Below are 14097 nucleotides of genomic sequence, written 5' to 3' on the forward strand. Positions count from 1 at the left end.
TACCAGGAATTTTTGTGATAAAGTGAACGCCTTCACCTTTTTGTGATGGAAAGGTTTCTCTGTTCTTAACAATTAGGCTGGTATAATTTGTGTGAACAAACAGATCTGGAGGTGGTGGATATGGCATCGGGATGCGGCTGTTCAGGAAGGTGGGTGAGTTCTTCAAAGATTTTGTAAACACTTTCAGGCACATCTCAGAGGATCTTGAGATGTACCTCAAACTCGATCCCGCCGCAGAGAGTAAACTCCAGGTGTTCTTCTTCTACGCTTCCTTCCAGGGTCTTATGTGGTACAGGTTCGCTCATTTCTTTTACAGGTGGAGACTGAAGATCCTTGCCTACATCATCTACTACTTCGTACGTGTGGTGTTTTCCATGGACATTCATCCCGCCGCTCAGATCGCCCCAGGTGTGGTGATAGACCATGGAATTGGGGTGGTCATAGGGAGCACCGCAACGGTGGGGAGAGGTACTCTCATCTACCACGGAGTAACGCTGGGAACGAAAAAGCCCTGTGGTGGAAAGCGCCATCCCGACATCGGTGAGAACGTGATGATAGGAACAGGGGCGAAGATCCTCGGCCCGATAAAGGTGGGAAACAACGCCGTCGTTGGCGCAAACGCCGTTGTTCTGGAAGACGTTCCGGATGGGGCGGTCGTTGTAGGTGTTCCGGCGAAAATCGTCAAATGGAGGAGGGATATGTGCGATGATGGAGAGGTTGATAGGGAACACTCCGATAGTGAGACTGGATTCGGTGGACTCGAGGATATTCTTGAAACTGGAGAAAAACAATCCAGGAGGTAGCGTTAAAGACAGACCCGCTCTCTTCATGATCCTCGACGCAGAGAAAAGGGGTCTTCTAAAAAACGGAATAGTGGAACCAACGAGCGGAAACATGGGAATCGCCATAGCGATGATCGGTGCAAAGAGGGGTCATCGAGTGATACTCACAATGCCAGAGACGATGAGTGTGGAAAGAAGAAAGGTTTTAAAGATGCTCGGAGCAGAACTCGTGCTCACCCCTGGGGACCTTGGAATGAAAGGGGCCATAGAGAAGGCAAAAGAGATCGCACAGGAGACGGGAGCACACATGCTTCAGCAGTTCGAAAACCCATACAACGTCTATTCCCATCAGTTCACAACGGGGCCCGAGATCCTGAGGCAGATGGATTACCAGATAGATGCCTTCGTTGCGGGCGTGGGAACAGGGGGAACGATCAGCGGTGTTGGAAGGGTCCTGAAGACCTTTTTCGGAGACAGAGTGAAGGTGGTGGCCGTTGAGCCGGCAAAATCCCCTGTTCTCTCCGGTGGACAGCCCGGAAAGCACGCCATACAGGGAATAGGAGCTGGGTTTGTTCCGAAGATTCTCGACAGGTCTGTGATAGATGAAGTGATCACCGTCGAAGACGAGGAAGCCTACGACATGGCGAGGTACCTTGCGAAAAAAGAGGGTCTCCTTGTGGGAGTCTCCTCCGGTGCGAACGTCGCCGCCGCACTGAAAGTGGCACAGAAACTCGGAAAAGACGCAAGGGTCGTGACCATCGCACCCGACCACGCAGAAAGATATCTGAGCATCCTGTGAAGGGAACGTACATCCTGCTTCTGAAACTCGAAAAAAGCGTCACTTTGAAACACGGAAAGAAAACCTCACAACTGAAACCGGGCTACTACGCCTACGTGGGATCTGCAATGGGGGGATTCTCAAAGAGGATCCCCCGTTATTTCTTAGGTCCTCAGAAAAAGCACTGGCACATAGACCACCTCCTTGATCATGCAAAGATCGCAGGACTGGTCATGTTCCACGGAAAAAGACTGGAGGAAAAGATAGCGGGTGTGTTATCATCATATTTTGAAGGCATAGAAGGTTTCGGTGCCAGTGATCTTGATGTGAAGACCTGTCTTTTTCGTGTTGATCCCGTCGAACTTTTTTCTCTTCTGGGGGGATTCCGTGAGAATAGAGATACTCGACGGCCACAGAAACATCGGGGGAAACAAGATCAGGGTGGTTGACTCTGAAAACGACGCCTTCCTTCTCGATTTCGGTCTCAACTTCTCCAGATGGGGGGAGTTCTTCGAAGAGTTCCTGAACCCAAGAACAGGGAGGATCCTCCACGACCTTTTGAAACTCAACATGGTTCCCCGTCTGAACATCTACAGAGAAGACCTCTTCGATGGAAAGTTCGAAGACCCGGTGAATTACTCCTTTCTTTTCCTGAGCCACGCCCACGCAGACCACACCGGAATGGTCGGTCTCATAGATGAAAAGATCCCCCTTCTCATGACTGGTGAAACTCTTGCTGTGATGAACGCAAGTGTGAAGACAACCAACTCGAACGTTCTCATCCAGCTCGATGGAAAAAAGAGAAGAAAAGCATCAGAAAAAGACGTGGAAAACGGTATCAGACCTGATCTCACGGTGAGCGGAAGATCGAAAGACACAGAGGAACTTGAAAGGTGCATCTCCTTTCCGGAAAAGACAGAACTCGATGACTACAGAACGGTTGAGATGAGTACTCTCTGGAAGGACGACCTCTTCGTCGAGCCCGTCTATCACTCCGTGATCGGTGCAGCCGGTCTTGTGGTGAAGGTGGATGGGTTCTGGCTCGCCTACACCGGTGACTTCAGAACGGGCCCGGAGACACCAGAGGAAGAACGTTACTGGCTGGACACACTGGGCGAAAAGAGACTATCACTTTCTCTTCGAACGTTTCAGTTTTTTGAAAAACTGAAGGACAAGCGCCCCATCGTCCTCATCGTCGAAGGAACAAGACTGGCAAGAGAAGAGAACGTGGAAAACACAGAAAAAGACGTCTACGAAAACGCAACGAAGGTCTTCAGAAAGACAAAAAACCTGATACTCGTTGACTTCCCAGTTAGACACCTCGAAAGGCTCTTCACCTTCCTGAAAGTCTGCATGGAAAACAACAGAAAACTCGTTCTCATGCCAAAAGACTACGCCTATCTCATCGAAATGGAACGCGTGGAGCCACTCTGGAAACTTTCCGAAGAAGAGAAAAGCCACATCAGGGTGTATCACCCCGGAAAACTGACCTACATAAACCTGGAAAAAGAGGCACTCATCAAAGCAAAGAGTGAGGGTATCCTCATACCTCCCAATGAGATAAACTACTCCCCCGGAGAGTACACACTGGTTGCAGGCTACTGGGACTTTCCACACATCCTCGATCTCGACGAGAACGTTTTGAACGGTGCCATCTACATTCACTCCACCAGCGAGGCCTACACGGAAGAGCAGGAAATCGATGCAAGGCGCTTCATGAACTGGCTCAGATACTTCAACATAAAACCGTTCGGCCTGAAGGAGCGAAACGGAAGTGTGGTCTTCACAAAAGAGTTCCACGCCTCGGGCCACGTTTCACCGAGAAGCCTCGAGGCGATCCTGAACGATCTGAAACCAGACTACATCGTACCCGTTCACACGCTGAACCCGAACTGGTTCGTCGAACGCTGGAAAGAGAGAGTCCTTCTGAATGATGTGATTGTGCTATAATTTGTTCTGACACTTCTAAAGGGAGGTGGAAAGGTGGCAAGCAGAGAGGAGATCCTTTCGAAAGTGAAGAGCATAATCTCAGAGAAACTAGGAGTGGACGAAGAACAGGTCACGGAAGAGGCAAAACTCATAGACGATCTTGGAGCGGACTCTCTCGACCTTGTCGATCTCGTGATGGACTTCGAAAGCGAGTTCGGTGTGAAAGTGGACGATGCAGACCTTGAGAAGATCTCGACGGTGGGCGACATAGTCAGTTACATCGAAAAGAAATTGGGGTGAGCTCGCCTCACCCCCTTTCTATCTCCTCCGGTGTGATCAGTCTGATCCTTCCTGAAAGTTCGTACTCTCTGAACCTGTCCCCACTCAGAACGACCGCCCCCATGGAGATCGCAAGAGACACGATCAGACGATCCGCAGGAGACTCGAAGAAAACGTTCGGTGATTCCTTCCACCTCCTGAACCTCTCCCTTTCTGAAACGGGAAGAACAAACTCTGCGTTCCTGTCGAAGACGATCCTGTAGGGAAAGAAAAAATCTTCGAAGATGGAGAGCTTTTCAAAGATTCTGTAAATGTACGAAACAGAGAGGTTCCCCCTCCACAGGAGGTTGCTCCCATCAAGAACAATCGGACAGACAGGTTTTCTCACAACGGCCGCAACAACGTAAGGATGAACCTTCAGAGATTCAATCCTGCTTTTCTCAGAAGCCGGCAAAATCCTGTAGAAACTTCTCAACTCCTTCACCTTCTCTTCACTCAACTCCTCAAGCGAGAGTTCCTCGATGTGCTTCAAAATATCCGTCTCTTTACTTTCTTCCTCTTCCTCGTCGACATCTTCCAGATGAAGGTAAAGGTCCAGGAAGTCTCTCTTTCCGAGTTTCATCCTGAGAGAATTCGCCTTCTGAATGAACTCATCGACGTTTTTTGTCTTCAGCATCCTTTTGAGTTTTTCTGAAGGAAGAGGAAACTTCTTTGGAGAGTACCAGAAGAGAATCTCAAGAACGTCCACCTCATCGACCCCCAGGATCTTCGAGGCAAAAGAAAGATCGCCCTTCAGCGCCTTTCTCACGGCAAGTTCGAAGATGTCAACCGGAACATCCACCTCGGAGAGCCTTCCAAGAAAGATCCCCTTTAAGACCTTCAGATCCTTCTCCTTCCAGTTTCTTCTTCTGAGAAGAAAAAAAAAGTCGTTTCTTGCTTCAAGGAGTACCTTCCTCATCTGCATATCTCTATCTCGTCTCCTTCTTTCACAGAGAGAACTTCTCTTGCATCTCCCATGTTCACCGCCACTTCAAGAAAGCCGGCGCTGTCTGGGTGAACAAGGAGTTCCCCTCTTTCCACATCACCGAAGGCCCTCGTGACGGTCGCCCTGTACTCTTTCTTTCCAACCTTCACTCTCACCACGTCGTCGAAGTCCACTCCAAGGCTCATGAACATCTCGAAGGGAATGTTCGTTGAGACGTTCCCGAAGGTGTCCACAACGGCAATCTCGCCGATCACACAGTCTTCCTTCAGGGTGGGTTTTCTCATCTTCAAGGCCTCGTACGAGAGAAGCCTTTCTCCCACCTTTTCCATCGGAAGACCCATGTCAAGGTGTGCCGCAACGGGAGCGAAGATGTCCCGCCCGTGGAAGGTGAAGGAAGGACTTTTTTTGTAGAACAGTTCTCTGTTCTCTATTTCTCTGATCTCTGCCACTCCGTACTCTTCTGCGACAACCGTGAGAACACCGTTATCAGGGGCAACAAAGAAGAGATCGTTCCTGGTCTTCATGACGATCGCTTTTCTTGCGGTTCCCACACCGTAGTCGACAACAACGAGGAACACCGTGGAGGGTGGAAAATCCAGTGACGCACGATAGAGCACATGGGACGCCTTTCTCACGTTGAAGGGTTCTATCTCGTGCGTGATGTCTATGATCTCGGCGGATGGGTTTATCCTCTTGATCACCGCCTTTGCGACTCCCACGTAGTGGCTTTTCAGGCCCCAGTCTGTGAGAAAGCCGATCATATTTCCCCCTCCATTTTTTTGAATTGTTTCACTGTTTTATGGTATTATTATAGCGTGATCATTCGTTCGTATCCCGCCCGAGCCCGCCGGGCCGTGGGGAAAGAGAAAGGGGAGGTTTTCCCTCCCCTTTCTCCGTGAGACTTCTCCGATCACTCCACAGGTTCAAAGTCTTCCTTCGAGGCTCCACAGAGTGGACATACCCAGTCATCTGGCAGTTCCTCGAAAGGTGTTCCGGGTTCGATCCCGCTGTCAGGATCCCCCTTCTCCGGATCGTAGATGTAACCACAGAGTGTGCACCTGTACTTCTTCATGGACTCACCTCACTCCTCGACAGTGATCTTTTTGCTACTTTCCCAAAGACCGTGTATGTTGCAGAAAGACAGCGCGAGTATGGTACCCGATCTGTTCAATTTTAACACGGTCGTGACGACGGGCTCCGTGTAGACGAAACCAGTGTTCGGCCCCTGAACAGACTCTCCATGCGCGTTGAACTCGTACCTTCCCACCTCGTAAACGTAGGGATCACCGTCTGGCTGGAAGAAGACCTTGATCCACCTGATGTGGTGCTCCGTCGTGTTGGGATGTGGGATTTCTTTTCCCACGGTGACGGTGATCTGAACCGCTTCTCCCTTCTTCACCTTCTCTGGTGCCTCTATAACCGGAACGTGCTTTTCCTTTTTGAAATCCTCCGTTTTGATGAAATCAGAAAGTTTCATGCTATCCCTCCTTCATACTGAAAACTCCCTGTAGGCACTCCTCGGTGCACCACAGACGGGGCACTTCTCTGGTGGCTCTCCCTCGACGGTGTGTCCACAGACAGGACAGATGTAAACCTTCTCAGCGGGGTAGTCTTCTCCCTTTTCGACGAGTTCTTTTGCCTTCTTGTACATCTCCGCGTGGATCTTTTCTGCCTCCCAGGCAAACTTCGTACTTCTTTCTGCTCCCTTTTCCTGCTGGAACTGGGCAACCGTGTTGTAGACGGGGTACATCTCCTCGATCTCGAAGGTCTCACCATCGATACACTGCTGGACGTTCTCTGCCATTTCCCTGTAGATCTTCCCGAGTTCCCTGTAGTGGTTCCTTGCGTGGACGAACTCGGCGTAGGCGATCGCCCTGAAGAGATTTGCAAGTTTCTTCAATCCCCTCTGCTCTGCCTCGTCTGCGAAGATCAGGTACTTCATGTGGGCCATGCTTTCTCCCGCGAAGGCATCTTCGAGGAACTTCTTCGTCATCTCTCTCATCCTTCCACCTCCCAACACCTTGGTTGATCCAGAATCATTTTACCACATAATTATAAATTGTAATGGTTTTGATTTTTTACTTTAACATCTGTTTTCGCTCCATTTTTCCATTTCAGGCGTTTGAATGTGTCTTTCCTAAATCGATTTAGAGATATTTCAGTGATATTTAAGTGATGATTCAGAGATTTTTGAGTACTCGTTTTAGTGGATGGTGGGTATACTGCGAGTGGAATTCTGGAGATACCCGGGGTCTCTGGGAAAATCCAAAAAATCTTTGAGGAGGGGTTCAGGTATGAAGAGGTTACTCGTTCTTGCGCTGGCGGTGGTGTTCGGAGTGGTGATGTTCGCAGGAGCCCAGTATCCTGGAGATTTTGAGGACGTTACACTGAGTGGGGAGGCTACCATCAGAGTGCACCAGTGGCTCGATGCAGAATTCACTGCCGGAGAATTCGATATCTACGATTACACCGACGAAGACGATGAACCAATTGACATCGACCTTGGTGATCTGTGGCTTGACTCCAACGCAGATGTGGACGTGAGCGTATCGGTTGATCTTGGTGATCTGGCTGGTTATATCTCTTATGCTTCTATTTACCCAGACGGTGCTGTAGATGCTGACAACCAAAACTACGATGTCATCCTTGAAGATGCAACAGTCGATCCTAACACACCAGCAGACGAATACACTGTAACTGTCACAATAACTCTCAATCCTACCGTTACATTCTGATGGAGTGAGCAAGCGAAAAGAAATGGGGTGATGTTATGAGGAAAGTCATTGCTCTCTGTGTCCTGGCACTCGCCGTCCCCCTTCTTTTTGCAGGAGCCGAGTATTCTGGAGATTTTTCGAACGTTGAACTGAGTGATGAGGCTACCATCAGAGTTCACCAGTGGTTGGATATTTCCTCTCTCAACACGGTGAACAACGAGTTCGATATCTACGATTATGACCAGGAATACGAACATCTTCCACCCGTAGATTACGTAGCTTCCTTCATTGTTTACAACACAAACGCGGCTTTGAGTGTAGTTGTGCTAGTTGATCTCGACCCTGAACCTCAAGATGGACAGTTTACAATCAAGGTAAGATTCTACGAATGGCAACCGAATCCGGGCACATGGTTTCCTGCTGATGACTTCGTAGATCCTGGTACTGAAGTAACAATAGAAGATCATGCCGACTCTGATCTTGGACAGTCACTGGGGATTGGTTTCAAAATCAGTGCTAACGAAGATGTACCGGCTGACACGTACACGCTAAACTATCAGATTGTTTTCAATCCAACGGTGACTTTCGCACAGTCACAGTGAGAGGGGAGGGGGGAACCCTCCCCCTTGAAGAAACAGAAAGGAGAGAGAGACATGAAGAGATCCGTTCTCACATTTTTATTTTTTTTGTTCGTTTCCTCCACCTTCCTTGCTTTGAACGTATACCCTCTTGTGAACTGGCTCGATATGAAACCCGGTGAAGAGAAGACCTTTTCCATTCGGCTCACCGCAGGAAATTCACAGGAAACCGTGGGAATAGAGATAAAGGACTTCGCCATAAAGGCTGGTTCTTACGTGTACGATCTTCCTGATTATCCCTACAGTTTGAGAGAATACATATCCGTTCCTTCGACCGAAATCACACTCGCACCCGGAGAGGTGAGGAACCTTCCCATAACGGTGAAGATACCGGAGGATTTCACCGGTGCCCAGGCGTTCGGTTCGATCATGTTCACCGCCTCCAGTGGAAGAAGAGGTAACATCATCTTCACGCTGAAAATAGCCGTCCTTGTGCTCGTGAACGTGGAAAACCCAAAGATTCTGAATCTCTCCGTTGAGGACGTCAGTTTCTTTGATCTCACCTCTCCAGAATGTCCTCCGGAGTACAGAAACAGGTACGGTGATTTCGGAACTGTGATGAAGTTGAAAGTGAAGAACGAGGGTAACCTTGTGTGTGCACTGAACGGTGAGTTGAGGGTTGTCTCAAGGGAGATAGGGAGGATAGTCTCTTCCATTCCTCTGTCTGGCGACGAATTTGTGATCTTTCCCGATCTGGAGGAGGAATTCACCCTCTACACCGAAAAGATCATGCCGTCCGGAAAGGTTTCACTCCAGATAGAGGGTATGAGTCAGGGAGTGAGGGTCGCCGCCTCGCACGATGTGACCCTCCCAGAAAGAAAGATCACAAAAAAGGCGATCGCTTTGAAGCCGGATCTGATCGTTTTCGATGCGAGCCAGCCGGTGAACCAGAAGTTGCAGATCCAGAACCTCACCCCGGAAAGGCTCACTCTGAATTTTTCCACAGAAGATCCCATCACCGTCCTTCCAAAACGGTTCATCCTTCCTCCGTACGCCGAATCCAATCTCTACGTGAGATACAACCCAAGAGACATCGACAAACTGGAAAAGGGAGACAACATCTTTTTCCTGAAACCCAGCGAAGATGTTTCTCTCGTGGGTCGAGGTGCAATAGTCCTCAGAAACGAAACGGTTGAGCCCTCGTACAGGATCACCATGACCGACTACGCCACAGAAACACAGCAGGCAACGCTCCTTGTGGAGAACACGGGAAGAATGATCATGGAGTTTTCTGTGGTAGAAAAAACTGCCCTCGAGACGAAAACTCTCGTCGAACCCTTCGTACTTCTTCCAGGCGAGAAAAAAATCGTGAGTTTCACGCATCTTCTTCCGATAGGGATGGCAAAAAACGCCGTTCTTCTCAGATCGAGAATCTACAACACGGAGACCTGGAAGGAAGAAAAGCTGAAGTGGAAGGAGTGAGAGCATGAAAAGATGTGCTCTCATGGTTCTCATCGTCCTTTCAGTTTTTCTCTTCTCTGAGGAAAAACTGCTCGACCTGTCCTTCTTTCAAACGGACATAAGGGATGCGCTAACGCAGATCTCCTACGAGATAGGAAAGCCCATCATATACGATAGAACGGTTACGGGATTCGTATCCCTCGAGGTCTATCAGGTGCCCGTTGAGAAGGCACTCGACCTTCTTCTCCTTCCATACGGATACCAGTGGGTGGAGATCGACGGTGTCTACTTCGTGGGATCTCCAGACCCCGAAAGCCCCAGTTTCTTCACCCTCTCGAAGACATACCTCTACAGAACAAAAGGAAACAGCGCCGACCAGCTGATAAAGGCACTGCCCCCTGTGATGAAAAATTACGTCTTTCCCCTGAGCACCGACACCGTGGTCATAAACGCCCCACCCAAGATAGCGAGCAAAATAGCGGAGACGCTGAACACGATCGACGTTCCTGAAGAAGAACTCATCCTGGAAGTGAAAGTGGTCGAAGTCAACGAAGAAACGCTGAGAAAGTGGGGAATCTCCTGGCAGTATTCGAACCAGTCAGAGGGGGAAAATTTCACCATCAACCTGCTTGAGAAGGCCCTGGACATCGTGTTCAACACCCTGGACTACAGTGTTCTCTCTCACATAGAACTCTCCATCGGAGACGGATCGGCAAAGCTTCTTGCAAATCCCAGACTGAGACTCCAGAGCGGAAGTTCAGGAAAGTTCTCTGCGAAAACCCAGAGAAATTACATCACAACCGAGAACGACAAAAAGGTGGTCAAGAGCGTGGAGCTGGGAACGGAGGTCGAGATAAAGCCTTTTCTTCTCAGGGACAACACAGTTTCACTGACGGTGAAGATCACCTCCTCGAACGCTCTGGATAAAAACGAAGGTCTTCCGGATACCACTTCCCAGAGCATAGAGGGAACTGTAAGGTTGAAACTGGGTGAAACCGTCGCCATAGGTGGTATCGGCTTCGACACCTACACGACCGTGACGGACAAGGTACCTCTTCTTGGAGACATCCCCGTTTTTGGATATCTCTTCAAGAAGGAAACAGAGAGAAAGATCCACAAGGAAATCCTCATCCTCGTAAAGTGCACAAAAGCGGGTGAAAGTGAATGAAAAGGGTGATCTTTTCGATCGTCCTTCTTTTTTGTGTGCCCGCTTTTTCGATAGACGTTTTTTTCCAGGACACGGACATAAAGGATGCCCTGGTTCAGCTCTCACAGCTTTCAGGTGTGCCCATACTCTTTTCGTCGAAGATCAGTGGCAGAGTGAGTCTGGAACTCTACGATGTCTCACTCGACACCGCCCTGAATCTTCTCCTTTCCGGAACTCCGTATGACTGGATCAAAGGGGATGGATACTACCTCGTCTTCGCACCATCAGACATGGAAAAACTGGTCTTTCTTCCCTCCGCAGTCATCAACCTCCAGCACGTGCCGGCAGAACAGGTCGTGGAGTACCTGGGAGCCTACAAAGACTTCGTCGTACCAGTTGGGAACACCCTGATCGTGTTCGGTGGTGGGCGTGTTTTGAGAGCCGTGAAGGAAATCGCAGAGAAGATCGATGTCGAAAGGGAGCAGTACATCGCATGGTACAGATACGTTCGAATCTCAGAGGAAAAAACCGTTACCCTTAAGAGATTGCTCTCTTCAAAAGTCGTTTCCGTGGGAGACACCTATACGGTGATCACGGATGAAGATGTCCTGACCGTGGAAGATTTCATCAGAGTTCTCTCCGAAGAAGAGATGAGAACGATAGCCTCCGGAGTGGTTCCCATCGAAGAGGGCAGGGAAACAAAGATATCGCTCCAGTACAACGAAAAAAGCATCTGGCTTTCCCTGGCTCTCTCTGGAAACAGTATCAGAATAAGTTTGAAGGACTCCAGAACAGCACTGGAAACGGATGTTTCCCTGTCGAGCAAGAAGATCACCATTGTGGACTTCGAAGGTGGTATCCTCGAGTTGAAGGTGGGAAAGATCGCTCCTGTGTCGATCAAGGAAGAGAAGAAAGATGAGGAAAAAGATCACACCCTCACAGGTCGGGTTGAGATGGGCAAGAGTCTCACCTTCCTGAGCGGTGCCACAGCGAGAGTTGTTGGAAACCTTGAACTGGGGCTTCTTGCAGGAGTGAAAGATGAGGAGGTCTTTCTGTCGATCAGTTTGAAGGACGTCCACAACATTCGGGGGAACATCTTCTCCTACGGGGAGTTTCAGCTTTCGATGAACAAAGATGCAGAGGTTTCACAGGAATTTTCCCTGGGAATCGCCTGGAAAGAGAAGGTACTGTTCGGGCTCGGTGTCTGGTCTGATTTTTCGAAGATGAGACCAGAGATCCGTCTTGCTTTCGGTCAGGACGCAGGAGTGGAAATCATCTATGTGGTTACAGAAAAGGTCATCATCGGTTTCTGGGTGAGGTGGTAGCATGAAAGGATTCACTGTTTTCTTTCTCGTTGCACTCTCTTTCAGCCTGTTTGCTCAGAGCGCACTCCAGGAAATAGAGAAAACAAGAGAGTACGTCCTGGAAAGACTCCAGACCGTAAAGCCTCAGGGGAATTCTCTGATAATGATGGAACCTCAGACAACGAAAAACCCCGGGTACAGGTTCTCTTTTTATCTTCTCTTCGATCCGGAAAAGGTGGCTAGCACGCTGAACCCATGTGATTTTCAGGGAATGATCCTCTATCTGATGCTTCATCAGTGCGAATTGAAATCTGGAAGCCTTTCCATCGGAGAGGATATATACGATTACACAGACAACTCAAAACTTCTCTTTGGAATTTTCGTGATGAGTCCATACGAGATGAAAGTAACATTTCAGTTCGATCTGGATGTAAAATTGAAGAGGATGTTCCTCTACGATTTTGTAAGACACTGGGCGGATGACTCTGGAAAAGACCTCAGCGACTATCTTCTGAGGGACATAAGGGATGTTCCGGAAAAGTACAAGACGATCTCCGAAAACAGGGAAGGAAAGATGGTTTTTGAATTGAAAAAAGAAACCTCGTTCTGGGAAAAAGGAATGTACGTGTGGATCTACGCGGTGTGGGCGGAATTTTCCATAGATAGAAGAACACCGGCCGGAATGTACAGTGGAGTGTACACGGTGAAGTTCGAACCTCTGGCAGACTTCAATGGAGAGTGAGGAGATGGCCTACAGGTACATCTGCAAACAGTGTGGATCTGTGTGGTATTCTGCGTCTTCTCTTGACACACTCTACAAAAAAAACTGTGAAAAATGTGGAGGAGAATTGATAGAGTTCACAACCACCCCAAAACTGGGGGAAATCCTTGTGGCACTTGGAGTTCTTAACACCGCGAGGCTTCAAATTTCCCTGAACCTGCAAAAAAGCCTGAAAAAGAAAATCCAGATTGGAAAAATCCTGCTGAGGCTTGGGTTTGTGGGGAGGGAAGATCTTCTCAAAGCGCTCGAGATTCAGAGAAAACTCTCTTTTCAATCGTAGTACTTCCACCGAAACGTGAGATTTTCATCCGGAAACCTTTCCTTCAGCCTTTCGATGATCTTTTCCTTTATCGCCTCTCTGGCATCTTTTGAAATCCCGCTGATCAGAACCCTCAATTTTCCACTTTCTTTATCAAAACAGAGAATGTCCCCGCTTCTGAAGATCTTTGCAAGATCCGATACACCCGCACTGTCCACTGATGACAGCTCCAGTTCTATTAATAAAGAATTCCTGGTGTTCTGAATGTACCTTTCGAACACATCCTTTTCCACGACGAGAGCGCTGTGTCTTTTCTGACTGTAAAAAGGTATTGTTCTCCACTCTATGAGATCTTCGAAAGTGAAGGACAGGTCCACCCCCAGTTCTTTTCTGAACATTTCGGAGAATTTCTCGTATTCCCTTTTTGCCTGAACCAGTCTCCCCATCTTCACGTAACAAGCCAGTTTGTAAAAATACCCTATCTCGTTGAATTCGTCCTCATCCAAAAGCTCGTTCAAAACATCGCTCAGTTTTGTGAAATGGTTCTTTTCAAAGTAGTATTTGACCAGTTCCTCGAGAAGGAGAATGTATTTCTCCCTCAAACCCTCCCGATAGGGAATGGTCCATCCTTCATCCAGAAAACTCGGAAGAAAATGTCCCCGATAAATCCTTTTGGCTTCAAGGAGTTTCTTCTCCTTCTCTTCTCCCTCGCAGACCAGAGCTTCGTTCAACGTTTTTTCGAATTCCACCGTATCGACTTTTACATCATCGGCAATTAGATAACATCGCCCCGCTTTCACAAAAAGTCGATCTTTTGGGATCTTTGTCAATCTGCGAAGAAGGGAAAAATTGGTATAGAAACTCGAAAGAGATGCTTTCGGGTCGATTTCCCACAGGATCTCACAGATTCTACCTATAGCAACCGGTGAGGAAGAGTTCACGAGGAGAAACAGTATTCCAAATGCTTTGCGATGATTGAAAACGATATCAGTTTTCACTTTCCCCCCAATTTTCACCACAACACGGGCTGTTCCTAAGGTATAGATTTCAAGATGCATAAAGTTCCCCCTATTCAAATCTTAAATTCTGAGGTTAATAAC

The 14097-nt window shown here is 48.5% G+C and carries 18 protein-coding genes; 12 read left to right on the forward strand and 6 right to left on the reverse strand.

Translation table 11 applies throughout. The features are described from left to right. Positions 1-131: 131 nt before the first annotated feature. From cysE to CTN_RS09580, 5 genes are read left to right on the forward strand one after another with little or no spacing between them, the layout of a single operon-like run. A complete protein-coding gene (gene cysE / locus CTN_RS09560) occupies positions 132-803 on the forward strand; it encodes a serine O-acetyltransferase (protein WP_015920332.1) in 672 nt (223 codons plus the stop codon). After that, positions 706-1581, forward strand: a complete 876-nt coding sequence (gene cysK / locus CTN_RS09565) for a cysteine synthase A (protein WP_038068160.1) — start codon at positions 706-708, stop codon at positions 1579-1581. Before cysE ends, cysK begins: the two co-directional genes overlap by 98 nt. Further along, positions 1578-2009, forward strand: coding sequence for a GIY-YIG nuclease family protein (locus CTN_RS09570; RefSeq protein ID WP_015920334.1), 432 nt, complete (start codon positions 1578-1580; stop codon positions 2007-2009). Before cysK ends, CTN_RS09570 begins: the two co-directional genes overlap by 4 nt. Beyond that, the gene (locus CTN_RS09575; RefSeq protein WP_038068163.1) at positions 1948-3510 is read left to right on the forward strand and encodes an MBL fold metallo-hydrolase; all 1563 of its coding nucleotides are present in this window, start codon (positions 1948-1950) and stop codon (positions 3508-3510) included. The genes CTN_RS09570 and CTN_RS09575 overlap by 62 nt, the downstream gene beginning before the upstream one ends. 33 nt (positions 3511-3543) lie before the next feature. Continuing rightward, a complete protein-coding gene (locus CTN_RS09580; protein ID WP_015920336.1) occupies positions 3544-3789 on the forward strand; it encodes an acyl carrier protein in 246 nt (81 codons plus the stop codon). Between the two features lie 7 nt (positions 3790-3796). Here CTN_RS09580 and CTN_RS09585 read toward each other — a convergent pair whose 3' ends face one another. The 5 genes from CTN_RS09585 to CTN_RS09605 form a co-directional block, all read right to left on the reverse strand. After that, the gene (locus tag CTN_RS09585; protein WP_231556124.1) at positions 3797-4726 is read right to left on the reverse strand and encodes a hypothetical protein; all 930 of its coding nucleotides are present in this window, start codon (positions 4724-4726) and stop codon (positions 3797-3799) included. Continuing rightward, complete coding sequence (locus tag CTN_RS09590) at positions 4723-5514, reverse strand: SAM hydrolase/SAM-dependent halogenase family protein (RefSeq protein ID WP_015920338.1); 792 nt, start codon at positions 5512-5514, stop codon at positions 4723-4725. The genes CTN_RS09585 and CTN_RS09590 overlap by 4 nt, the downstream gene beginning before the upstream one ends. 149 nt (positions 5515-5663) lie before the next feature. Continuing rightward, a complete protein-coding gene (rd, locus tag CTN_RS09595) occupies positions 5664-5825 on the reverse strand; it encodes a rubredoxin (protein ID WP_015920339.1) in 162 nt (53 codons plus the stop codon). A 9-nt stretch (positions 5826-5834) separates the two neighbouring features. Beyond that, on the reverse strand, positions 5835-6230 hold the full coding sequence (locus CTN_RS09600) for a class II SORL domain-containing protein (RefSeq protein ID WP_015920340.1): 396 nt from the start codon (positions 6228-6230) through the stop codon (positions 5835-5837). A 12-nt stretch (positions 6231-6242) separates the two neighbouring features. Next, the gene (locus CTN_RS09605; protein WP_038068166.1) at positions 6243-6755 is read right to left on the reverse strand and encodes a rubrerythrin family protein; all 513 of its coding nucleotides are present in this window, start codon (positions 6753-6755) and stop codon (positions 6243-6245) included. Between the two features lie 292 nt (positions 6756-7047). Here CTN_RS09605 and CTN_RS09610 point away from each other — a divergent pair, with 292 nt between their 5' ends. The 7 genes from CTN_RS09610 to CTN_RS09640 are packed head-to-tail and all read left to right on the forward strand — an operon-like array spanning position 7048 to position 13018. Then, the gene (locus tag CTN_RS09610; RefSeq protein ID WP_041843819.1) at positions 7048-7488 is read left to right on the forward strand and encodes a hypothetical protein; all 441 of its coding nucleotides are present in this window, start codon (positions 7048-7050) and stop codon (positions 7486-7488) included. A gap of 35 nt (positions 7489-7523) precedes the next feature. Beyond that, positions 7524-8069 (forward strand): hypothetical protein, encoded by a 546-nt coding sequence (locus CTN_RS09615; protein ID WP_015920343.1) that lies wholly within the window; start codon positions 7524-7526, stop codon positions 8067-8069. Between the two features lie 24 nt (positions 8070-8093). Next, positions 8094-9527, forward strand: coding sequence for a WxL protein peptidoglycan domain-containing protein (locus CTN_RS09620; RefSeq protein ID WP_015920344.1), 1434 nt, complete (start codon positions 8094-8096; stop codon positions 9525-9527). A 4-nt stretch (positions 9528-9531) separates the two neighbouring features. Further along, complete coding sequence (locus CTN_RS09625; RefSeq protein WP_015920345.1) at positions 9532-10674, forward strand: secretin and TonB N-terminal domain-containing protein; 1143 nt, start codon at positions 9532-9534, stop codon at positions 10672-10674. Next, entirely contained in the window at positions 10671-11978 is a 1308-nt protein-coding gene (locus CTN_RS09630) for a secretin and TonB N-terminal domain-containing protein (RefSeq protein WP_015920346.1), read from the forward strand. Before CTN_RS09625 ends, CTN_RS09630 begins: the two co-directional genes overlap by 4 nt. A gap of 1 nt (position 11979) precedes the next feature. Beyond that, entirely contained in the window at positions 11980-12699 is a 720-nt protein-coding gene (locus CTN_RS09635) for a hypothetical protein (protein WP_015920347.1), read from the forward strand. Positions 12700-12703: 4 nt separating this feature from the next. Continuing rightward, positions 12704-13018 carry a hypothetical protein gene (locus CTN_RS09640; RefSeq protein WP_038068171.1) on the forward strand — a complete coding sequence of 105 codons (315 nt, stop codon included), beginning with the start codon at positions 12704-12706 and terminating at the stop codon, positions 13016-13018. On the opposite strand, the gene CTN_RS09645 is transcribed toward CTN_RS09640, so the two are convergent. Next, entirely contained in the window at positions 13009-14055 is a 1047-nt protein-coding gene (locus tag CTN_RS09645) for an AfsR/SARP family transcriptional regulator (RefSeq protein ID WP_038068172.1), read from the reverse strand. The genes CTN_RS09640 and CTN_RS09645 overlap by 10 nt on opposite strands. Between the last annotated feature and the right edge of the window lie 42 nt (positions 14056-14097).

It is taken from the genome of Thermotoga neapolitana DSM 4359, assembly GCF_000018945.1.
GTDB classification, from domain to species: domain Bacteria; phylum Thermotogota; class Thermotogae; order Thermotogales; family Thermotogaceae; genus Thermotoga; species Thermotoga neapolitana.